A 20,973-nucleotide genomic window follows, 5' to 3' on the forward strand; every position below is an offset into this window, starting at 1 on the left:
TATACTTGGTTTTAAGAGGGGATTTTTGGATAAAGTTACCTAAATAGAAAATGAAGAATCCTATTGTATCAATGGTTTGAACGATTTTTTGAGGAATATAATGGATTGATTTTTACAAAACTGTAATGTTTCTGTTGTTCTTTTTTATAATAAAGTAACATATTTTTAATGTTGTAGCAGACAAAAAAGCGGCTATCTCTTTACATAGACGAAGGAGATAGCCGTTTTCCTATTATTACGTATGTTACGAGTTAGTTTCAATTGCTTCTAATAATAAATCCACAATGTGAATTCCTCTCATTTTATGAGAAAGCCCTTCTCGCTCAATGCCCAATTTCATTTGTAATAAACAACCTGGATTTGCAGTAACAATGGTTGCTGCTTCTGTTTCATGCACACGGTCCATTTTGTAATCTAGAAATTCCATTGATAACTCTGAATGAACAATATTGTAAATACCAGCAGAGCCACAGCAGCGGTCGGCATCTTTCATTTCTCGATATGTTGCACCTTGGATAGCCTCTAGTAACATACGAGGTTCAGAAGATGTGCGCATAACATTGCGTAAATGACAAGAGTCTTGATACGTAATAACCTGCGGCGTGAGTCGTAAGTCAGTTCGCTTATGGAAGTCTAGTTCTACTAGTATAGCAGTAATATCTTTAATTTTAGAAACAAACTGCTTAGCACGTTCAGCCCAATCCGGATCATCCTTTAAAAGATAATCATAGTCTACAAGATAAGCCCCGCAACCACCTGCATTCGTAATAATATAATCGATGTTTAAATTTTCGAATGCTTTTATATTTCGCTTTGCTAATTCTTTTGCTCCACTCTTTTCACCAGCATGTCCATGCAATGCACCGCAGCAACTTTGTGTTTTCGGAATAACGATATCACAACCAGCTAATTGAAGAAGTTTCATCGTTGCATTATTTGTTTCTAAAAACATCGTATCCATTAAGCAGCCTGTAAAGAATGCAACTTGTTTTTTCTTTGTACTTTCTGCAGGTAAAAATGAAGGACGATCTTTCATCGCTTTCATTTTAGGGACTTTTGGTAAAACGAGATCCATCGTTGCAAGGGTTTCAGGGAATAACTTCATAATCCCTGTTTTATGTGTTAGCGTTTGTAAACCAGAACGTTGATAAAATCCGATTAGTCCAGTTAATGTTCTCATTCGATTTTGATGGGGGAATAATCCTTCAAAAACGACTTTTCGAACAGCTTTCACTGGCACTGAGAATTTTTTATTTTGATTAATAATATCACGAGCTTCTTCTAATAAATGTCCATAATTTACACCAGATGGACAAACAGGCTCACAAGCACGGCAACCAAGACAAACGTTTAATGTATTTTCAACATCTTCATCTGGTTCGATTAAACCATCAACGACTGCTTTCATTAATGCAATACGTCCGCGCGGTGAATGTGACTCTTTATATCCGGATTGAATGTAGGTAGGACAAGTAGGTAAACAAAAACCGCATCGCATACAGTTTAGTAATTCATCTTCACTTAATCGTTCTTTAAATTCTTTTTGAATATTTTCTTTATTTAATGTGGTCATCGCTCAACCACCACTCTTTTTCGAGTGTCTTTCGCGAACATTTTTCCAGGATTCATAATGTTATTTGGATCGAAAGCTTGCTTTATTCCTTGCATAGCTGCAATACCTTCTTTACCTAATTTCATTTCTAAATATGGAGCTTTCATTGCACCAACACCATGTTCACCAGTAATTGTGCCACCAAGTTCAATTGCTTTCGCAAATATTTCGGCAAAAGCTTGCTCAGCTCGGTGCATTTCTTCTGCATTACGAGCGTCTGTCATACAAGTTGGATGTAAATTACCATCACCAGCATGTCCAAACGTACAAATAGGAATATTATATTTTTTTGCAATGGCATTAATAGCTTCAACCATCGGAGCGATTTGTGAACGTGGTACAGTCGCATCTTCTAATATTGTAGTAGGTTTTAATCGTGCGAGCGCTGATAGAGCACTACGGCGAGCGGTACGAAGCGCATCTGCTTCTGTTTCACCTTTTGCAACGCGAACATCAACCGCATTCATAGAGTGACAAACGTTAGCCATTTTTTCAATATCTCGATTGACTACTTCGGGCGGACCGTCTTGCTCGATTAATAAAATTGCTTTTACATCTGTAGGTAAACCGATTTGTGCAAACGCTTCTACTACTTCAATTGTCGGTTGGTCTAAAAACTCCAGTGTTGCTGGAATGATTTTATTTGCAATAATAGAAGAAACAGCACGTGCAGCTTCATTAATATCTTCATATAGTGCAAGCATTGTTTTCTTTGTTTCAGGCATAGGAACAAGTTTTAATATAGCTTCTGTTACCACGCCAAGTGTTCCTTCAGAACCGATAAATAAACGAGTTAAATCGTAACCAGCTACATCTTTTGCTAATTTACCACCAGTGCGAATAATATCGCCATTTGGTAAGACAAGTTCAAGCCCCATTACATAATCACGTGTTACGCCATATTTCAAACCGCGTAATCCACCTGAGTTTTCATTAATATTACCGCCGATTGTAGAAATTTTCATCGAGCTTGGATCTGGTGGATAAAATAAACCTTTTTCTTCTACCGCTTTAATAATATCAAGTGTAATGACACCAGCTTGTACAGTAATTGTTAAGTTTTCTTCATCAATTTCTAAAATATTGTTCATATGGCGGAAAATAAGGACGATACCGCCTTCAAGTGGACATGTTCCTGCGCAAAGGTTTGTTCCAGACCCGCGCACATACACAGGGATTTTGTGAGTGTTACATACTTTTAACACTTCAGCTACTTCATTTGTATTACGAGGAGCAATGACTGCATCAGGCATTGCTTGGAAGTTTGGAGTGGCATCATAACTATAAGTTAAACGCCCCATATTGGATGTATCTACATTATCTTCGCCAACAATAGATACGAATGAATGAATAATTTGTTTTTCTAACATTGGAAATCCCCCTCAAACTGTTAACGTGTTTAGTTATAATAAACAACGTGGTAACAGTGCTTTCATTATAATGATAAAAAAGTCGAGGGATTCTTTCTATGTATAATCATCTAAAGATTAATCTGTTTTATCATTCTTTTTTGTATAATTATCTAATAGGAGAAGTGCGAAGTACAAAACGTTTAAGTCTTTGAATTGTTTTGGATCAAGTCCTGTATGTTCTTCAATCTTTTTTAGCCTGTAATGTAATGTGTTAATGTGTATATGTAATTGTTTAGCCGTCTGTTTATAAGATTGGTTATAATCGATAAATAAGCGTAAAGTTTGCATAAGCTCAGGAAATGATAATAAGTTTTCGATGGTACGCTCTAGAAATTGTTCACGCGTTTCGACAGAAATATCTTGTAAACACATTTCTAAACGTAAATCTTCATTAAATACAATTTTTTTCGTTTCCAATGATACAGAAAGAGCGCGTAATGCTTGTTCGTAACATATGCTCATATTGTTTGGGGTAACTGTTTGTCCAATCCCTATATATAAAGGAATAGAAAATAAAGTTTCGCAGTCTTGTTTTAACCGTTTTAAAAATTGATAAGTTTGTTCTTTGGAGCTCATCGCTGTAAATAAAATAAAACGATCATTTCCCCAGCGAACAAATAGATGCTCTTTTGTTAAAATATTACGTATGTGTTGCCATATTTTACGCTGGAGCATCGTGTCATTTTTGCCAATAGAAAACAAAATAAGTTGTTTTTTCTTATATAAATCAATGCCAAGTGTTTTGGCGCGATCAAGAAAACTCGGGGACCACTCTGTATTTTGAAGCCAATCAAAGACAAAAGCTTCATAAGAACGGTGCTCAAGTTCTAGTTGCTCTAAAAAGTAGTTTTCATGAATTAATAATTCGGTCATCTTACGCAATATTTCTCCATAGCGTGAAATATTTTCAGGTTCTCCTGTAATCCCAATGACACCAATTACTTCATCATGAAATAATAAAGGAAGATTCATCCCAGCCTTTACACCTTGCAATTGCCTTTCATCTTCTTTTGTAATGATGACGGTTTTCTTTTGTTTGGCACAGCGGAGTGCACCTTCATGAAATTGACCAATTCTTTCTGTATCTGTACTTGCGATAATAACGCCTTCTATATTAATGATAATAATATTTTCTGTAATTAGTCTGCGTACTTCTCGTACAATTTTATTCGCTAAATCAGGAAATAGCATAATTGACACACCTCAAATTCTATTTGTTGTACATTATATATGTAAATTGAGTAAGAAAGGGAAATTTCACACTTTCCACACATTTATTTGTTATTTTACAATTATAACGAAATCATCCGAAGATGGAGGGAATCTTTTGAGAAAGTATGTTTTTCTTCTCTGTTTTTTATTTCTATTAGTAGGGTGTCAAGGAAGTTCATATACACCAATTGCTAAAGATAAAAATGTTATTATAACTACGAATATAAAAGAAGGCAGCATTAGTTTTATTGATAAAAAAGATAAAAAGTTAATTACGACATGGGAACTAAATGAGCCAATGGCCGGAATCACACTGCTTCCAAATGGCGATGAAATACTTGTATACGGTAAGCAATTAGAATATATGTATGTATATTCACTAGCGGAAGGAAGGCAAGTGGGAAAATATAAAACTGGAAAGGGCATTGTAAATGTGGTCGTATCAGCAGATAAAAAACAATTATTTGCTGCTGATCAAAATGTTCAAAAGGTAAGGTTCTTTACGATAAATGGGAAAGAGACAGGAAATGTTTCAACAGGAAAAGGGCCTATAACGATGGTAGAGTATCAGAATCGGTTATCTGTACTAAACTTTTATGATACGAAACTAACGACAATTGATACGAAGAAAAAAGAAGTTATTCAATCCTTTATGATTCCGCCAGCATCAACAGGAGCGACGATTAGTCCTGATGGGAAAGAAATATGGATTGGCGGACATGGTGATGGAAATCAAGTAAATGAGAAAGTGTTAGTGTATTCTTTACAGAGTGGAGAAATGGTGCGTTCTTTACACGCTCCATTTATGCCTGTGAATATAACGAGGGATAGTAAGTACGTATATGCACTCAGTCATGGGTCGAATACACTTAGAAAGTTTGATATTAGAACATATAAAGAAATAGCTTCTGTAGAAGTAGGGTCCAATCCATTTGCATTTTTTGAGAGCGGAGCAGAAGGGTATGTAGCCAGTTATGATAGTGATGAAGTGTGCGTTATAGATATGAAGAATTTGAAAATAAAACAAACAATTAAAGTCGGAAAAGGACCGTTTCAACTCATAGAGAGGGAAGGGAAGGACAATGAATAAATATAGAGTGCTAGTTGTAGATGATGAAAGTGATATGAGACAGCTTGTTGGAATGTATTTGGATAACTTTGGATATGAGTGGGGAGAAGCTGAGAATGGAAAAGAGGCTCTTAAAAAACTAGAAACGGATCATTATGATTTCGTTGTATTAGATATAATGATGCCAGAAATGGATGGACTTTCAGTTTGTAAAGAAATTAGAAAAACGTCAGATGTGCCGATTATATTTTTAACGGCAAAAGGTGAAGAGTGGAATAGGGTGAACGGCTTACGTATGGGAGCAGATGACTATATTGTAAAACCGTTTAGTCCTGGTGAATTGGTTGCCCGTATGGAAGCGGTGCTAAGAAGATATACAAAGCAAGAACAGCAAGAAGAGATTCAATTTGGACCAATTCTTATCAATGAAAAAAGTAGACGAATAGAGGCGGATGGTGAGTCGATTTCTCTTACTGTAAAAGAGTTTGATTTATTATATTTTCTTTGCCAACATACAGGACAAGTATTTAGCCGGGAGCAATTACTTGAAAAGGTATGGGGATATGATTATGCCGGAAGTACAAGAACGGTAGATACGCATGTGAAAACGATGCGCTTGAAGCTTGGAGAAAGTGGAAACTACATTCAAACTGTTTGGGGTGTAGGCTATAAATTTGAGGTGTAACGTATGTTTACGATGGTACAAAAACTTTGGCTTACAGTAGTATGTGCAGTATGTGTAACAGTGTCCTTTCTTTATTTCGTATCTTTATACTCGTATGAAAAATTATACGTTGATAATTTAAAAGCTTCGTTAGTAATGGAAGGAAAAAGTCTTGCTGCTCAATATGATAAGCGTGAAGGAATATCAACTTTTGAAGAGAAAGTAAGATCGTTTGATCAAATATCTAGTTCAGACGTTATTTTCGTGTCTAATCCGCGTGATTTAAGCGCATGTTTGCCTTTTGATGTGCATCATCATTCTCTTATAAGTGAAGGAGATAGGCAAACGCTATTAGATGGGAAAACTGTGACAAAAATAGGATATGAAGAACATTTTGACCGTAATATTATGGGGGTTGTCATCCCTGTATTGGAAAATAAAAAATTAGTCGGAATTGTCTATTCGTATATTCCTTTAAAAAGTATAAAAGATTTAATCTATGATATGGGTCTTATTTTAGCACCGTTAGCAATTGCTATGATTTTAATTACGATATGGGTTGGAAGGAAAATTATAATTGCAATTACGAAGCCACTTTCGCAAATGGAGCGGGTTGCAAATCATTTGGCTACGGGAGATTTTTCGGAGCGGATTACAGTTTCTTCAGAGGATGAAATTGGACGATTAGGAAAAGCATTTAATAAAATGGCAAATTCATTAGAAACAGAAGATGTAAAGCGTAAGGAATTTTTAGCAAATGTTTCGCATGAACTTAGAACACCACTTAGTTATATAAAAGGGTATAGCGAGGCTATTTTAGATGGTGTTGCAAAGGGACCGCAGCAGGAAAAAGTAACGCAGCTAATTCATAAAGAAGCAGGTCGTATGCAGCGTCTCGTTCATGACTTGTTAGACTTAGCACAATTAGAAGGTGAGCACTTTCCGTTAAAGAAGCAACCTATCGTTTTTTCACAGCTGATTGAAGACGTATTAGATACGTATGAGATTAAGTTTATAGAAAAGGAAATTCATATTTCAACTAATTTAAATCCAGAGGTCATTGTCATGATTGATGAAGATCGTATGCAACAAGTGCTTCATAATGTGTTAGATAATGCGATACGGTATACAAATCAAAAAGGAAATATCGTTATAACTTTAGAGCAAATCGATGATTACTGTGAATTAAAAATAAAAGATACAGGAATTGGTATTGATATAGAACATTTGGAGAATCTTGGAGAACGCTTTTACCGAGTTGATAAAGCGAGAAGTCGTCAACACGGTGGAACAGGTTTAGGCCTTGCTATTGTGAAACAAATTGTTCATATACATGGTGGACAGTGGAAAATTGAAAGTGAAAAAGATAAGGGAACAACGGTTATTATTAAACTGAATGTACAGGATGAGGGGAGCATGTTCTAATTTTTAGGACATGTTCTTTATATTGAAGAAAATATTTATCCCGCTATTCGCCGGGCAGTAAGACCTTCACCTCAAAATTCAACGGAAGCAAAGAAGTTAGGTGGAGGCCCTGCTGCCCGTAAAAGTCCGATTCGTGAGGGCTAATAATCAGTGGGCGATGAACAAAACCCCCACTGATTAAAGTTTCACTTTATACGTAAAAATATAAATTAATATGTAATAAATATCGAAAATTTGACTATTTTATGAACAAAACATTTGTACTTCTTATCAATTCGGTCTAAAATAGTTATGATGCAAAGTTCTTATAAATCGTTTCAATTGTTGTTTGGAAGATACTGAGGTGATTTAACTGGAGTACAAATCTATTAAACCGAAAAAAATTTACGAAGAAGTATCTGAAGCTATTTTAACAATGATTAAAAATGGTACGTTAAAACCTGGTGACAAACTACTCCCTGTGCATCAATTAGCTGAGCAGTTTCAAGTTGGCAGATCTGCTGTTCGTGAAGCGCTAAGTGCGCTAAGAGCGATGGGCTTAATTGAGATGAAACAAGGAGAAGGTACATATGTGAAGAACTTCGATTCTTCTTCATTAACGAAATCATTAAACAATAGATTATTAATGAAGAAAGAAGATATTTTGAATTTATTAGAAGTACGAAAGGTGCTTGAAGTGGGGGCAGTTCGAGTAGCGGCGGCAAAACGTACGGAAGATAATTTACAAAATATGAAACATTGGTTAGATGAAATGGCAAAGAGCATTGGAGATGAAAAGGCTGGCGAAAAAGCCGATTTTCAATTTCATATGGGAATTGCAGAGTCTTCGCATAATAACATTTTGCTTGAACTCATGAATCATGTTTCAGAGATGATTGCTGAAACAATTGGTGAATCAAGACGCATTATTTTATATGGTGAACAAACGACATCAGAACGACTTATAGAAGAGCATCAAGTTATATATGATGCGGTGTTAAAACAAGATGTAGAATTAGCGCAGCAAGCAATGCTAGATCATTTAACAAATGTAGAACATATTGTCACAGGTAAAAACGATATAAATTCGTAATTTAATCTTTTAAAAATTTAATTTTCTGATAAAATAGAGAAAGATTAAGTAAGCGTTTTCTTTAGAAGAGGGAGAGGATAGGCCATGGTTGAGCCTATTTCTTCTCTACTAAGTCATCTGATGACCATATGTTTGTTGGTGAAGTTGTAAAAAGGGGGAGTAATAGTTATGAAAGTTACTTTATTTGTTACTTGTTTAGTCGATATGTTTGAAACAAATGTCGGCAAAGCAACAGTTGAAGTGTTGGAGCGTTTAGGTTGTGAAATTGAATTTCCAGAAGCACAAGTTTGTTGTGGTCAGCCTGCTTATAATAGCGGCCATGTAGAAGCAGCAAAAGAAGCGATGAAACATATGATTGAAACTTTCGAAGATGCAGAATATATTGTTACGCCATCTGGTTCTTGTGCGACAATGTTTCATGAGTATCCGCATGTTTTCAAAGATGATCCAAAGTGGGCTAAACGTGCACAAAAAGTTGCTGATAAAACTTATGAATTTACACAGTTTATTGTAGATGTTTTAAAAGTTACAGATGTTGGTGCAAGTTTACCAGGGATAGCTACTATTCATAAATCATGTCATATGACGCGTATGCTTGGAGTAAAAGAAGCACCAGGAATTTTATTATCAAATGTAAAAGGATTAACTGTGAGAGATTTGCCAAACGTGCAAAATTGTTGCGGGTTTGGGGGAACGTTTTCAGTTAAGATGACTCCAATTTCTGAGCAAATGGTAGACGAAAAAGTAGATAGTGTCATGGAAACAGGTGCAGATTATTTAATCGGTGCAGATTGTGGGTGTTTGTTAAACATTGGCGGACGTATTGAGCGTTTAGGAAAAGAAGTAAAAGTAATGCATATTGCTGAGGTACTGAATAGTCGCTCATGAAGGGGGAACATAAGCTATGTCTATGAAAATCAGTGAGAAAAAATTTAATGATCGCGTTGGTGATGGAATTCAAGATTCGTTTATGCGCGGAGCAGTATCTTCTGCACAAACGCGTTTATATACGAATCGCTTAAAAGCTGCAGATGAATTAGGAAACTGGGAAGAGTGGCGTGAACTAGGTGAACAAATTCGTCAACATACGTTAGAAAATCTGGATTATTACTTAATGCAGTTAAGTGAAAATGTATCAAAAAGAGGCGGACACGTGTACTTTGCGAAGACGAAAGAGGAAGCTGCAAAGTATATTCAAGACGTTGCCAAAAAGAAACAAGCGAAAAAAGTAGTAAAATCAAAGTCGATGGTAACAGAAGAAATTAGTATGAACCATGCGCTTGAAGAGATTGGCTGTGAAGTGTTAGAGAGTGACTTAGGAGAGTATATTTTGCAAGTAGATAACGATCCACCTTCACATATTATTGCACCTGCACTTCATAAAAATAGAACGCAAATTCGCGATGTATTTAAAGAAAAGCTAGGCTATGAAAATTCTGATGACCCATATGAAATGACAAAGTTTGTTCGTAAACAACTTCGTGAGAAATTTATGGATGCAGAAATTGGTGTAACTGGTTGTAACTTTGCTGTTGCAAATACTGGATCTCTTTGTTTAGTAACGAATGAAGGTAATGCAGATCTTGTTATGTCAATTCCTAAAACACAAATTGCGGTAATGGGTATGGAACGTATGGTTCCGACAATGGAAGAATTAGATGTTTTAGTTGGTTTACTATGTCGTAGTGCAGTAGGTCAAAAATTAACAAGTTATGTAACAGTAGCAGGACCAATTCAAGAAGAGGAAGTTGATGGACCTGAAGAATTCCATTTAGTGGTTGTTGATAATGGTCGCTCTCAAATTCTTGGATCTGAATTCCGTTCCGTATTACAATGTATTCGTTGCGCTGCTTGTGTTAACGTATGTCCTGTATATCGTCACGTTGGTGGACATTCATATGGATCGATTTACTCAGGACCAATCGGTGCGGTATTAACACCGCTTCTAGGTGGATATGATGATTACAAAGAGCTTCCTTATGCATCTAGTTTATGCGGAGCATGTACAGAAGCTTGTCCAGTAAAAATTCCATTGCATGATTTATTATTAAAACATCGTCAAGTCATCGTTGAGCAAGAAGGTCGTGCACCACTTGCAGAAAAACTAGCGATGAAAATGTTTAGTATGGGTGCTTCTTCAGCTGCTTTATATAAAATGGGTTCAAAAATGGCACCAGCGGCAATGAGTCCATTTACATCTGGTAATCGTGTATCAAAAGGTGTTGGACCACTTAAAAACTGGACGGATATTCGTGAATTCCCAGCTCCAAGTAAAGAACGATTCCGTGATTGGTATAAAGATCATAAGAAAGGCGGGGATAAATAATGACAGGATTAATTCAAAACCGTGATGCCTTTCTAGATAACATTGCAAAAGAACTTGGGCGCGCACGTAAAACAGAAGGTGTAGAGCGTCCAGTATGGAAAAGTAATGTGAATATAGAAACGTTAAAAGATTATTCACAAGAAGAATTACTAGAAGTGTTTAAAAAGCAATGTACAAACATTCATACAACTGTAGTAGAAACGACAAATGACCGTTTAGGTGAAGACCTTCAAAAAGTAATCATGGAAAACGGCGGGGGACCTATTTTATTATCAGCAGATGATCGTTTTGATGCATATGGTTTAACATCTTTATTTAAAGAAGAACTTCCAAAGCGAGACGTTGAAGTAAACGTATGGGATCCAGAGAGAAAAGACGAAAATATGCGTTTAGCTGAAAAAGCGAATATTGGTATTGCATTTAGTGATTATACATTAGCCGAATCTGGTACAATTGTTGTACAAAGTCATAAAGGGCAGGGACGTTCTTTACACTTTTTACCGACTGTATATTTTGCTATTATTCCACGTGAAACACTTGTGCCTCGTATTACACAAGCAGTTCAGGATATGAACTCACGCGTAGAAAATGGGGAGACAGCGGCATCTTGTATTAACTTTATTACAGGGCCAAGTAACTCGGCTGACATTGAGATGAATCTTGTTGTCGGAGTACATGGACCATTAAAAGCAGTATATTTCATCGTATAAAAGAGGGGAAAGCAGGCCGGAAAATGGCCTGCTTTTTTAGTAGAATAAAGGATAATATGAAGTAGAAGTTCTCTCCTTTTTTTGCTATGTTTTTTTGGAAAGGAGAGGAAGGGATGTTCACTTATTTATATGCACTGTTAGCAGGGATGGTGTTTGGTTCTTTTTTTATGTTAGTTGCGGTGAGGGTTCCATTAGGTGCGTCTATTATTACCCCGCGTTCACATTGTTATTATTGCAAATATGTGCTAAGGCCAAAAGAACTAATCCCCATCATTTCATTTTATATACAAAGAGGCTGTTGTACGAATTGTAAGAGGAAAATTCCAATTATATATGTAGCATTTGAATGTATAACAGGAAGTATATTTCTTCTTACCGTGTATATGATTGGAATAGAACGAGAACTTATTATCATTTTATCCCTTTTTTCGCTACTTCTTATTATTTCAGTTACAGATTACTTATATATGTTAATTCCTGATTGTATTTTAATTTCGTTTGCCGTTTTACTCATTCTCGAAAGTATTTTTGTACAATTAGTTACTTGGACAGATAGTATAGTTGGTAGTGGTGTTATATTCCTTTTGTTATATTGCATGCAAAAGATATATCCAGAAGGGCTTGGCGGAGGAGATATAAAACTACTTTCGTTACTTGGTTTTATAGTAGGAGTGAAGGGAGTTTTTATCGTTTTATTTTTAGCATCTTGTTTTAGTCTTTGTTTTTTCGGGATTGGTATCGTATTAAAACGTATAGAAGTAGGAAAGCCAATTCCATTTGGTCCTTTTATTAGTCTTGGGGCAATGTGTTATGTATTGGCCGCATATTCAAATTAGAGAGGGAGTCAAAAATGAACGTATATATGGGTGATCAAAGAAGTTGCCCGTTCGGGTATGTGTCCGCAACTACGGTAGAATGTGCCTTGCAAATGGTTCGGAATTATGATGTGAATATTCTTTCCCTTGATTTTAATATGGGGTGGAGAGCAAAAAATGGACTAGATTTTGTAGAAGCTTTTTGTACAGAGGGATTATATGTGAATGAAATTCACCTTCATACGAATGATGTCATCGGTATGCACAAGATGAAACAGAGAATGGATAAGGGAAAAGAAGAAGGAGAAATTAATCCTCACCTTGTTGTTAAATACGTGGGAAGCTAAAAACTCCAAAGTAAAACTTTGGAGTTTTTAATGTTTCATATGTGCTTGTAAAGGAATAATCTCTTCTTGTTGAGCTGCTGCGATTTCAGTTTCTTCCTGTTGAACTTCAGGTGTTTTCTTTGTTAAGTAGTGGTATACCATACCGACAAATACTGATCCGCCAATAATGTTACCGATTGTAACAGGAATTAAGTTATGAATAGCACCTGAAAAAGAAATTGTCTCAGGATGCGGTGAAACTAAAGATAAAGCAAAGAGTGATAAGTTTGCAATACTATGTTCGTAACCAGATAAGAAGAATGTGAAAACAAGTAGCATCATGACTATTATTTTTGCTGTGTCACCTTTAACCTGAGAAGGTAAGAAACAAGCAAGACATACGAGCCAGTTACATAAAATGGCTTTAAAGAATAACTGCATTGTAGGTGTGTTCATCTTTCCTTCAACGACTTTACTCATTAAGTGACCGTGATCAATTGCTTCAAAAATTCCAGTTGCGTAAAATAGTAAGGCAAAGAATAACGCGCCGGCTAAGTTACCTGCATAACAAGCAACCCAGTTACGTAGTGTATCAGAAATCGTTGTTTCTTTTCTTAAAGTTGCTACAGTAAAGTACATTGTGTTCCCAGTAAACAATTCAGCACCGCCATATATAATAAGTACGAGAGCAATCCCGAAAAACATAGAAGCAGCTAAATAAGTTGCTGGTGAATCTGCAATGTGAAAAAAGTTACCTAATTTAAAACATAGTACAATAATAAAACCGATATAAATACCCGCAAGTGCAGCACGAATGAAATATTGCATTGGGTTTGTATCTAGTATTTTCTTTTTGCTTTTAGCCAGTTTGACAACATAATCTAGTCCTTGTTCTAGCATGAGTAATACGCTCCTTTAGTAAATCTTCTATAAATACTCCTTATATGAATAAAGTACATGGAATTGTTCTCACTTTCAATAAGTTTGTGCAATGTTTCACAAAAAGGACATACATACATTAAGAAAACGTTTACAAAAGGTAGTATAATGGAATTTTTTCTGGACATTGGGAGGAAGAAAGAAAAAAGAAAAAGCGCTGTAATTACAGCGCTTTTTCGTCTAAATTCTTTTCTACTTTTACTTCTACTTCTTTTGAGAAGAACCAACCACCAACTGCGATTCCGACTAATACAATCCAGAATGTAAGCTTCCACGGAGTGGATTCTGGGAATGAATGTGGAATTACATTTAATGCAGGGTGTGCTAATGTATAAACTGCTAGCTTCACACCAACCCAACCTACAATTAAGAATGCTGCGGTTTCAAGTCCTGGTTTACGTTTTAAGATTTGTACGAAAGCAGTTGCTGCAAATCGCATAATGATTAATCCGATAAGTCCACCTACAAAGATAACAACGAATTGCCCAGTATCAAGACTACCAATTGTACCTAATCCTGTTTTTGGTAAAGTCATTGCTAGTGCAACAGCAGCTAAAATTGAATCAACTGCGAAGGCGATATCAGCAACCTCAACTTTAAATACAGTCCACCAAAAGTTCTCTTGTTTTTTCTTTGCTTCTTTTTCTTCTGTTTCTTCATCTGTGTTCTTTTTAACATATGTTTTAAATAAGTGATTACCAGCGATAAACATAAGGTAGATGGCACCGATTGCTTGCACTTGCCATACATCGACTAAGAAAGAAATCATAAATAACGATCCAAATCGGAAAACAAATGCCCCCGCTAATCCATAAAATAGTGCTTTCTTTCTTTTTTCTTCTGGTAAATGTTTTACCATAATTGCAAGAACAAGAGCGTTATCAGCCGCTAAAATCCCTTCAAGTGCAATTAGGATGAGTAATACCCAACCATACTCCAATAATAATGATACATCCATGTACATTCTCCTCTCATTTCTATAAGTTCTAAATAAGTGAAGAATTTCCCCACTATTTAGTTTCCCCATACTCCTGCCTATTAACTTTGGAAGAATCTGGAAGTGAATGCAAAAAAGACCTCTGCCGTTAATAGGCAAAGGTCTTGCTAGACATATGTAATAAAAAATGCCAACAAAGCCGGAAGAACTAAGTTCTACGTAATGACGACTTTGTTTCCAAGAAATATTCTTGGACGCTACTCCCCTTTGGAGATATGTTATTGTATTCTCATTATATGGATAATTTATACGGTTGTCAACCTGTTAAAATATCTTCATTCGGATATTTTATTTTCAGGTTCTTTTTACGAGCAAATGAAAAAGCCAATGTTAAAGGACCCATTTTCCCGAAAAACATCATAAAGATAATAATAGCTTTTCCGATTATAGTTAAGTGGGGTGTTAAATTCATACTGAGGCCAACAGTCCCAAATGCTGAAAATACTTCGAAAGCACTCATCAATAGAGGAACTCGCTCAGTAATACTCAAAATTAAAATAGCAAAAAAGATAAATGAAATTGAAATAATAGTAATGGTTAATGATTTGACAATGAGAGTATCTTTAATGGATTTTTTAAATACGACAATATCCTCTTGTTGTTGTAAAAATTTAAATACGCCAAAAAATATGATTAAAAATGTTGTTAACTTAATCCCACCACCAGTTGAAGCGCTACCAGCACCAATAAACATAAGGAGCATCATTAATAGGAGAGAAGGTTTTGACAATGTAGAAATATCAACAGTATTAAACCCGGCAGTTCGCGTTGAAATTGCTTGAAAATAAGAGGCCAATCCTTCTTCAAATGGGGTAAAACCTCTCATAGAAAGGGAGTTATGGAACTCGAATATAAAAATAAAAAGGGTAGCAATAATGTTGACGATTAGAGTAGAAGAGAGCATAAGTTTTGAATGTAGTGTAAGGTTTTTAAAGTTTTTCTTTCTTTTTATGTCTACGATTACTGTAAAACCAATTCCACCTAAAATGATGAGAGAGGAAATGACGAGATTGACAAGAATGCTATGAGAATGGGACATTAAATTATCGCTCCACACAGAAAAGCCAGCATTGTTAAAGGCTGAGATTGAATGGAAAAAACTATAATAGATCCCTTTCATAACCCCATATTTTGGTACCCATTCAAAAGAAAGAATTATAGTAGCGATACATTCGACTGTAAAAGAGAATAAAAATAATGCTTTGGCAAGACGGATGATGCCGCCGATATTCGTTTGATTTAATGCTTGTTGCAGTAAAATTCGATTTTGAAGACCGATTTTTCTTCCGAGCATAATCGCAATTAAGACAGCAAAGCTCATAATGCCAAGCCCGCCAACTTGTATAAGCGTTAAAATGACACATTGTCCAAACAAAGTAAATACTTTTCCAGTATCTACAACACCAAGCCCAGTAACAGTACAAGCGGAAACGGTTGTAAATAAGGCATCGAGCCATGAAATGGACGTTGTCGTAGCAATGGGTAGTTTTAATAAACATGTGCCGACAACTGATAATACAAGAAAAGACAAAGTAAGAACGCGGGGAGGGCTCATGCTAATATTAATCCGTTTCATTTTACAGATCGCTCCTTTCGTTTTGATTAGTATGTGAAAAAGCACCATTATGTATGTTGAAAATAGAAAGAGGCAGAGAATATCTGCCTCTAAGCCATATGTTATATTATTATCCACGTAATTGTTGTTGAGCTAAAGCAACAAGACGTTTTGTTACTTCACCGCCAACTGAACCGTTAGAACGAGATGCTGTATTAGATCCTAAGCTTACACCAAATTCTTGTGCAATTTCATATTTAAATTGTTCAAGTGCTTGTTCTGCACCTGGAACTAATAATTTGTTTGTTTTTACCATGTTGATACACATCCTTATGAGTAGTCCAGTTCAGCTAAGTTCTTATCTAAACTGGTAACGTTATTTTATGTGGAAACGACGTACTCATACGCGGAAGTAATCGGTGCGATTAGAAGTTCTTGGATAGAAAAAAGAGTAGCAAATTTGCTACTCTTTTTTTAGTATTGTCGCTGTTCCTTCCACGACAATATCATCTGATTGATTATATATGTTTGTTTGTAGCGTAATGATTTTTTTATCATCACGCTTCTTAATAACCTCTGCCACAACGCGAAGTGTATCACCGATTTTGACAGGGGCACGGAATGAAACATTTTGGGATAAATAAATCGTATTTTTGCCTGGGAGTTTCGTTCCAAGGATGGTAGAAATAAAACTCGAAACGAGCATACCGTGAGCAATACGTTCTTTAAACATTGTCGTTTTTGCAAAAGAATCTAAAATGTGAATAGGATTCACATCCCCAGTCAATTTTGCAAAATTGATAACATCTTCATCTGTAATTGTTTTTGTAAGGGATGCTTGATCACCGACTTGAATCTCATCATAGCGAAGCTCCGGAACAGTTTGTGCTTCTTGAAATGGATTCATTTTGTCCTCCTTCTTTTCCATATCGAAAAATGTTAGCCATCTTGATGTAGTAGGAGGAAGAAAGAGTTTTGTTTGTGCTGCGGTTAGCTCCCACATTTTTCTTACTTGATGGAAGTAAATAGATTTTTTGAGTTTTCCTCGAACTTTTTTGCGAGTTCCAACTGTTTTGACTTGAACTCTTCCAAAAAACCCTCTAACTGTTTTTGAGCCTCTTCACGTTGTAATTGTTGTTGCTCAATAAATTGTTTTGTTGTTTCTTCAAATTGGCCGCTTGTTTGGGTAAGAATTGACAATGATGTTTTTGTAGGAGAAACAGTAAGCTGATGCATATGAGCAGAAAGTTCCTTCCATTTGTCCTGCCACTCGTTAATTTGATCATTTAAGGAGTTTCCAGTTAATTGTTTCACGTAATCTGTATATTGGTTATTGAACTGAGCAGTGAGTTGTTGTAGTTCTTTTTCTAGTTCATCTACTCCTGATGTTAATTTATGCAAAGCGTCTTGTTGTTGTTTTAATGTTTCTAAAGTAAGTTGCTCTAATTGCTTCCCAGCTGAAGAGAAAAGGGAAAGTGATTGAGACCAGTTTTTCCAAAATGCATCGACTAATTCGTATGGTTTAGTTTCCATTGTTTGACCCCCAAATGTTTTTTTGCATATTGTGAACGCAGATTACTCTGCTGTACCACCAGGTGAAGATGAAGAATCCGTTTCATCCTTTTCTGGAGAAGTAGAAAATGGAAAGAATGCATTGGTGTATAACGTGAAAAACGTTCGCAACATATTTTGATAATGTTCAAAAGAAGTCGCACATGTTGTTAAATATTGCTCTCCATATTCAGTTAAAGAATAAATTCTTTTTGCCGGCCCTCCATCGCTTGTATCCCAAGTAGAAGAAATAAGGTTTTCTTTTTCTAATTTGCGTAGTGTTCTATAAACATTACCTTGGTCAACAGAAGAAAAGCCGATATCCATTAGCATTTGAATAAGTTTGTAACCATGAAGACTCCAGTCTTTTAGACAGAGAAGTAAGAAGGGAACTAAGAAGTTTTTTGGCATGGAGTTTGGTTGTTTCGCTTGGTTGCTCTCCAAACTTTCGCGTTGTTCTGGTTCATTTTGTAGCATGATTGTGCATCACCTCATGAATCAGTTAGATGGAATTTTTTGCTTATAAGTGCAATTTACACCTATCTGTTTTTAAAGTCAACACATTTGTTAGAAAATAGAAAAAAATAAAATATAGACTTGAAGTTTTATTCAGAATATTAGAAAATAGTGAATAGGTTGAATTGTTTCAAAAACGAAAAAGGGAGTGTAGGTAAAGTGATTGATCAAAAATTCGATCCACTACAAGCATGGAAAAATGCTTATGAACAAACCGAAACATTTTGGGGAAAAGCGCTCAATGAAACAATTAAAACAGAAGAATATTCTGCTTGGATGGGCAGCGTTCTAGATTTGAATTTGTTTTATCAAAAAGCATTAAATGATACGACAAAAAACTATTTAGAACAAGTAAATGTGCCGACGAAAGAGGATATCGCAAGAGTGGCTACGCTTGTTATTAACTTAGAAAATAAAGTAGATAACATTGAGGAGTTTCTAGAGGAGAAAGTAGATTCTTTAGGGCAAGCTCCTACATTAAAGCGTGATGTAACGAAAGTAAAACAAGATATTCGTACGCTTGAAACAAAAGTAGATCAAATTTTAGAATTGCTAGAAAAGCAAAATGCAGTACTAGCTAAACTACAAGTACCTGTAAAAGAAGAGGTAAAGCCTGCGAATAAACCAGAAAATAAAAAATGATAAAAGCGCTTGTTTATAACAGATAAAAGAGAGAGGGAGAATCTCTTTTCACGTATAAACAGCGAAACATAATTATATATGGACTCTATAGTATGAGTACCAAAATGATTCATAACAATCGTTCACAAATTCATTTAAGGGGGAAAAGAAATGGTTCAATTAAATGGAAAAGTAGCAATCGTAACAGGTGGAGCAAAAGGAATTGGAAAAGCAATTACAGTAGCATTAGCACAAGAGGGAGCGAAAGTAGTTATTAACTATAATAGCAGTAAAGAAGCAGCTGAAAATTTAGTAAATGAATTAGGAAAAGACGGACATGACGTTTATGCAGTGCAAGCGGATGTTTCTAAAGTAGAAGATGCAAACCGACTTGTAGAAGAAGCTGTGAATCATTTTGGTAAAGTTGATATTCTTGTTAATAATGCTGGTATTACAAGAGACCGTACATTCAAAAAGTTAAATCGTGAAGATTGGGAGCGCGTAATTGACGTGAATTTAAGCAGCGTATTTAATACGACAAGTGCGGTTCTTCCATACATAACGGAAGCAGAAGAAGGAAGAATTATTAGCATTTCTTCTATTATTGGTCAAGCAGGTGGATTTGGCCAAACAAACTACTCAGCAGCAAAAGCGGGGATGTTAGGATTTACAAAATCATTAGCGTTAGAACTTGCAAAAACAAATGTCACTGTAAATGCTATTTGCCCAGGATTTATTGATACTGAAATGGTAGCAGAAGTACCAGAAGAAGTACGTCAAAAAATCGTTGCAAAAATCCCGAAAAAACGTTTTGGTCAAGCTGATGAAATTGCAAAAGGTGTAGTATACCTATGCCGTGACGGTGCGTATATCACAGGTCAACAATTAAACATTAACGGCGGATTATATATGTAATGAAGTAAGAAAAAAGTGCATATCCATAGCAGGAATGCACTTCTTTTTTTTAAGAAGGAAATCGACCAAAAAGGAGATAGAAAAATGACTACATTCGCAACAGAATGGGAAAAGCAATTAGAGCTATACCCAGAAGAGTACCGAAAAGCATACCGCCGAGTGAAAAGGGCGAGTGAAATTTTATTACGTGAACCAGAGCCGCAAGTCGGATTAACGCCGAAAGAGGTTATTTGGACGAAGAATAAGACGAAGCTTTATCGCTACATTCCAAAACAAGAAAAAATACAAAGAGTTCCAATTCTGTTAATATATGCTCTTATTAATAAACCATATATTATGGATTTAACTCCTGGAAATAGTTTAGTGGAATATCTAGTGGATCGTGGTTTTGATGTATATATGCTTGATTGGGGCACATTTGGTTTAGAAGATAGTCATTTGAAATTTGATGATTTCGTGTTTGATTATATTGCAAAAGCAGTAAAAAAAGTAATGCGAACTGCAAAATCGGACGAGATTTCTTTACTTGGTTATTGCATGGGTGGAACGCTAACTTCTATTTATGCAGCGCTTCATCCGCACATGCCAATTCGTAATTTAATTTTCATGACAAGTCCTTTTGATTTCTCTGAAACAGGATTGTATGGTCCTTTATTAGATGAGAAATACTTCAATTTAGATAAAGCGGTTGATACATTTGGAAATATTCCGCCAGAAATGATTGATTTCGGAAACAAAATGTTAAAGCCAATTACGAACTTTGTTGGTCCATATGTTGCTCTAGTAGATCGTTCAGAGAATGAACGCTTCGTCGAAAGCTGGAGATTGGTTCAAAAGTGGGTTGGTGATGGTATTCCGTTCCCAGGTGAATCATACAGACAGTGGATTCGTGATTTCTATCAAAATAATAAATTGGTTAAGGGTGAACTCGTTATTCGCGGACAAAAGGTAGATCTTGCAAATATTAAGGCGAATGTCTTAAATATTTCCGGGAAACGTGATCATATCGCTTTGCCATGTCAAGTAGAAGCATTACTAGACCATATTTCTAGCACAGATAAACAATATGTATGTTTACCAACAGGGCATATGTCTATCGTTTACGGTGGAACAGCTGTAAAACAAACATATCCGACGATTGGAAATTGGCTTGAAGAGCGTTCTAATTAAAAATAAAAAATCCAACTAGCCTATGTTAGTTGGATTTTTTTATGAAAAATAACAAAACATAGAAAG

At 35.7% G+C, this 20,973-nt stretch carries 22 protein-coding genes and 1 riboswitch; of the genes, 12 read left to right on the forward strand and 10 right to left on the reverse strand.

Translation table 11 applies throughout. From position 1 onward, the window contains the following. Positions 1 to 244 precede the first annotated feature (244 nt). The 3 genes from ACTFP3_RS02945 to ACTFP3_RS02955 all read right to left on the reverse strand — a co-directional run bounded on the left by ACTFP3_RS02945 (position 245) and on the right by ACTFP3_RS02955 (position 4,224). The gene (locus ACTFP3_RS02945) at positions 245 to 1,573 is read right to left on the reverse strand and encodes a (Fe-S)-binding protein (protein ID WP_006917711.1); all 1,329 of its coding nucleotides are present in this window, start codon (positions 1,571 to 1,573) and stop codon (positions 245 to 247) included. After that, complete coding sequence (glcD, locus tag ACTFP3_RS02950) at positions 1,570 to 2,982, reverse strand: glycolate oxidase subunit GlcD (RefSeq protein ID WP_000890752.1); 1,413 nt, start codon at positions 2,980 to 2,982, stop codon at positions 1,570 to 1,572. The genes ACTFP3_RS02945 and glcD overlap by 4 nt, the downstream gene beginning before the upstream one ends. Positions 2,983 to 3,099: 117 nt before the next feature. Beyond that, complete coding sequence (locus tag ACTFP3_RS02955; protein ID WP_157797734.1) at positions 3,100 to 4,224, reverse strand: CdaR family transcriptional regulator; 1,125 nt, start codon at positions 4,222 to 4,224, stop codon at positions 3,100 to 3,102. A 127-nt stretch (positions 4,225 to 4,351) separates the two neighbouring features. Here ACTFP3_RS02955 and ACTFP3_RS02960 point away from each other — a divergent pair, with 127 nt between their 5' ends. The 9 genes from ACTFP3_RS02960 to ACTFP3_RS03000 all read left to right on the forward strand — a co-directional run bounded on the left by ACTFP3_RS02960 (position 4,352) and on the right by ACTFP3_RS03000 (position 12,664). Continuing rightward, positions 4,352 to 5,326: a YncE family protein gene (locus tag ACTFP3_RS02960; protein WP_001234152.1), complete on the forward strand. Its 975-nt coding sequence runs from the start codon at positions 4,352 to 4,354 to the stop codon at positions 5,324 to 5,326. Beyond that, a complete protein-coding gene (locus ACTFP3_RS02965) occupies positions 5,319 to 5,990 on the forward strand; it encodes a response regulator transcription factor (RefSeq protein ID WP_001046397.1) in 672 nt (223 codons plus the stop codon). Before ACTFP3_RS02960 ends, ACTFP3_RS02965 begins: the two co-directional genes overlap by 8 nt. Positions 5,991 to 5,993: 3 nt before the next feature. Then, the gene (locus ACTFP3_RS02970) at positions 5,994 to 7,394 is read left to right on the forward strand and encodes a sensor histidine kinase (protein ID WP_000494796.1); all 1,401 of its coding nucleotides are present in this window, start codon (positions 5,994 to 5,996) and stop codon (positions 7,392 to 7,394) included. A gap of 382 nt (positions 7,395 to 7,776) precedes the next feature. Then, positions 7,777 to 8,466: a FadR/GntR family transcriptional regulator gene (locus ACTFP3_RS02975; protein WP_254904515.1), complete on the forward strand. Its 690-nt coding sequence runs from the start codon at positions 7,777 to 7,779 to the stop codon at positions 8,464 to 8,466. A gap of 168 nt (positions 8,467 to 8,634) precedes the next feature. Continuing rightward, positions 8,635 to 9,354 carry a (Fe-S)-binding protein gene (locus ACTFP3_RS02980; RefSeq protein WP_000869148.1) on the forward strand — a complete coding sequence of 240 codons (720 nt, stop codon included), beginning with the start codon at positions 8,635 to 8,637 and terminating at the stop codon, positions 9,352 to 9,354. A gap of 16 nt (positions 9,355 to 9,370) precedes the next feature. After that, positions 9,371 to 10,792 (forward strand): LutB/LldF family L-lactate oxidation iron-sulfur protein, encoded by a 1,422-nt coding sequence (locus tag ACTFP3_RS02985; RefSeq protein ID WP_000061930.1) that lies wholly within the window; start codon positions 9,371 to 9,373, stop codon positions 10,790 to 10,792. Beyond that, positions 10,792 to 11,502 (forward strand): LutC/YkgG family protein, encoded by a 711-nt coding sequence (locus ACTFP3_RS02990; RefSeq protein WP_000147187.1) that lies wholly within the window; start codon positions 10,792 to 10,794, stop codon positions 11,500 to 11,502. The genes ACTFP3_RS02985 and ACTFP3_RS02990 overlap by 1 nt, the downstream gene beginning before the upstream one ends. A gap of 113 nt (positions 11,503 to 11,615) precedes the next feature. After that, positions 11,616 to 12,338, forward strand: a complete 723-nt coding sequence (locus ACTFP3_RS02995) for a prepilin peptidase (protein WP_000495725.1) — start codon at positions 11,616 to 11,618, stop codon at positions 12,336 to 12,338. Positions 12,339 to 12,352: 14 nt separating this feature from the next. Next, a complete protein-coding gene (locus ACTFP3_RS03000) occupies positions 12,353 to 12,664 on the forward strand; it encodes a cyclic-phosphate processing receiver domain-containing protein (RefSeq protein ID WP_440009283.1) in 312 nt (103 codons plus the stop codon). Positions 12,665 to 12,691: 27 nt separating this feature from the next. Here ACTFP3_RS03000 and ACTFP3_RS03005 read toward each other — a convergent pair whose 3' ends face one another. The 7 genes from ACTFP3_RS03005 to phaQ all read right to left on the reverse strand — a co-directional run bounded on the left by ACTFP3_RS03005 (position 12,692) and on the right by phaQ (position 18,162). After that, on the reverse strand, positions 12,692 to 13,543 hold the full coding sequence (locus tag ACTFP3_RS03005; protein ID WP_000893026.1) for a formate/nitrite transporter family protein: 852 nt from the start codon (positions 13,541 to 13,543) through the stop codon (positions 12,692 to 12,694). A gap of 202 nt (positions 13,544 to 13,745) precedes the next feature. Next, complete coding sequence (locus ACTFP3_RS03010) at positions 13,746 to 14,540, reverse strand: TerC family protein (RefSeq protein ID WP_000383326.1); 795 nt, start codon at positions 14,538 to 14,540, stop codon at positions 13,746 to 13,748. A gap of 90 nt (positions 14,541 to 14,630) precedes the next feature. Then, positions 14,631 to 14,797: riboswitch (yybP-ykoY riboswitch) on the reverse strand. 38 nt (positions 14,798 to 14,835) lie between these two features. After that, entirely contained in the window at positions 14,836 to 16,155 is a 1,320-nt protein-coding gene (locus ACTFP3_RS03015; RefSeq protein WP_000822361.1) for a TrkH family potassium uptake protein, read from the reverse strand. Positions 16,156 to 16,264: 109 nt separating this feature from the next. Then, complete coding sequence (locus ACTFP3_RS03020) at positions 16,265 to 16,450, reverse strand: alpha/beta-type small acid-soluble spore protein (RefSeq protein ID WP_000241212.1); 186 nt, start codon at positions 16,448 to 16,450, stop codon at positions 16,265 to 16,267. Between the two features lie 147 nt (positions 16,451 to 16,597). Then, positions 16,598 to 17,041, reverse strand: a complete 444-nt coding sequence (locus ACTFP3_RS03025; RefSeq protein ID WP_001067916.1) for a MaoC family dehydratase — start codon at positions 17,039 to 17,041, stop codon at positions 16,598 to 16,600. A 101-nt stretch (positions 17,042 to 17,142) separates the two neighbouring features. Continuing rightward, entirely contained in the window at positions 17,143 to 17,667 is a 525-nt protein-coding gene (gene phaP, locus ACTFP3_RS03030) for a polyhydroxyalkanoic acid inclusion protein PhaP (RefSeq protein WP_000448594.1), read from the reverse strand. Positions 17,668 to 17,709: 42 nt separating this feature from the next. Then, complete coding sequence (gene phaQ / locus ACTFP3_RS03035; protein ID WP_000939956.1) at positions 17,710 to 18,162, reverse strand: poly-beta-hydroxybutyrate-responsive repressor; 453 nt, start codon at positions 18,160 to 18,162, stop codon at positions 17,710 to 17,712. Between the two features lie 198 nt (positions 18,163 to 18,360). Between phaQ and phaR the strand changes: the two genes are divergently transcribed. The 3 genes from phaR (at position 18,361) to phaC (ending at position 20,907) form a co-directional block, all read left to right on the forward strand. Beyond that, positions 18,361 to 18,843: a polyhydroxyalkanoic acid synthase subunit PhaR gene (gene phaR / locus ACTFP3_RS03040; protein ID WP_000566942.1), complete on the forward strand. Its 483-nt coding sequence runs from the start codon at positions 18,361 to 18,363 to the stop codon at positions 18,841 to 18,843. Positions 18,844 to 18,993: 150 nt separating this feature from the next. After that, positions 18,994 to 19,737 carry an acetoacetyl-CoA reductase gene (locus tag ACTFP3_RS03045; RefSeq protein ID WP_000250407.1) on the forward strand — a complete coding sequence of 248 codons (744 nt, stop codon included), beginning with the start codon at positions 18,994 to 18,996 and terminating at the stop codon, positions 19,735 to 19,737. Positions 19,738 to 19,821: 84 nt separating this feature from the next. Further along, the gene (gene phaC, locus ACTFP3_RS03050; protein ID WP_256426316.1) at positions 19,822 to 20,907 is read left to right on the forward strand and encodes a class III poly(R)-hydroxyalkanoic acid synthase subunit PhaC; all 1,086 of its coding nucleotides are present in this window, start codon (positions 19,822 to 19,824) and stop codon (positions 20,905 to 20,907) included. Positions 20,908 to 20,973: the final 66 nt, after the last annotated feature.

Origin of the sequence: Bacillus cereus group sp. MYBK5-2, assembly GCF_051915685.1 — a bacterium.
Taxonomy (GTDB): domain Bacteria; phylum Bacillota; class Bacilli; order Bacillales; family Bacillaceae_G; genus Bacillus_A; species Bacillus_A cereus.

Excerpts from the sequence above, each read along its gene's own strand:
- ACTFP3_RS02945 (WP_006917711.1), bottom strand. The coding sequence starts at position 1,573 with ATGACCACATTAAATAAAGAAAATATTCAAAAAGAATTTAAAGAACGA.
- glcD (WP_000890752.1), bottom strand. The coding sequence starts at position 2,982 with ATGTTAGAAAAACAAATTATTCATTCATTCGTATCTATTGTTGGCGAA.
- ACTFP3_RS02965 (WP_001046397.1), top strand. The coding sequence starts at position 5,319 with ATGAATAAATATAGAGTGCTAGTTGTAGATGATGAAAGTGATATGAGA.
- ACTFP3_RS02970 (WP_000494796.1), top strand. The coding sequence starts at position 5,994 with ATGTTTACGATGGTACAAAAACTTTGGCTTACAGTAGTATGTGCAGTA.
- ACTFP3_RS02980 (WP_000869148.1), top strand. The coding sequence starts at position 8,635 with ATGAAAGTTACTTTATTTGTTACTTGTTTAGTCGATATGTTTGAAACA.
- ACTFP3_RS02985 (WP_000061930.1), top strand. The coding sequence starts at position 9,371 with ATGTCTATGAAAATCAGTGAGAAAAAATTTAATGATCGCGTTGGTGAT.
- ACTFP3_RS02990 (WP_000147187.1), top strand. The coding sequence starts at position 10,792 with ATGACAGGATTAATTCAAAACCGTGATGCCTTTCTAGATAACATTGCA.
- ACTFP3_RS02995 (WP_000495725.1), top strand. The coding sequence starts at position 11,616 with ATGTTCACTTATTTATATGCACTGTTAGCAGGGATGGTGTTTGGTTCT.
- ACTFP3_RS03000 (WP_440009283.1), top strand. The coding sequence starts at position 12,353 with ATGAACGTATATATGGGTGATCAAAGAAGTTGCCCGTTCGGGTATGTG.
- ACTFP3_RS03005 (WP_000893026.1), bottom strand. The coding sequence starts at position 13,543 with ATGCTAGAACAAGGACTAGATTATGTTGTCAAACTGGCTAAAAGCAAA.
- ACTFP3_RS03010 (WP_000383326.1), bottom strand. The coding sequence starts at position 14,540 with ATGGATGTATCATTATTATTGGAGTATGGTTGGGTATTACTCATCCTA.
- ACTFP3_RS03015 (WP_000822361.1), bottom strand. The coding sequence starts at position 16,155 with ATGAAACGGATTAATATTAGCATGAGCCCTCCCCGCGTTCTTACTTTG.
- ACTFP3_RS03020 (WP_000241212.1), bottom strand. The coding sequence starts at position 16,450 with ATGGTAAAAACAAACAAATTATTAGTTCCAGGTGCAGAACAAGCACTT.
- ACTFP3_RS03025 (WP_001067916.1), bottom strand. The coding sequence starts at position 17,041 with ATGAATCCATTTCAAGAAGCACAAACTGTTCCGGAGCTTCGCTATGAT.
- phaP (WP_000448594.1), bottom strand. The coding sequence starts at position 17,667 with ATGGAAACTAAACCATACGAATTAGTCGATGCATTTTGGAAAAACTGG.
- phaQ (WP_000939956.1), bottom strand. The coding sequence starts at position 18,162 with ATGCTACAAAATGAACCAGAACAACGCGAAAGTTTGGAGAGCAACCAA.
- ACTFP3_RS03045 (WP_000250407.1), top strand. The coding sequence starts at position 18,994 with ATGGTTCAATTAAATGGAAAAGTAGCAATCGTAACAGGTGGAGCAAAA.
- phaC (WP_256426316.1), top strand. The coding sequence starts at position 19,822 with ATGACTACATTCGCAACAGAATGGGAAAAGCAATTAGAGCTATACCCA.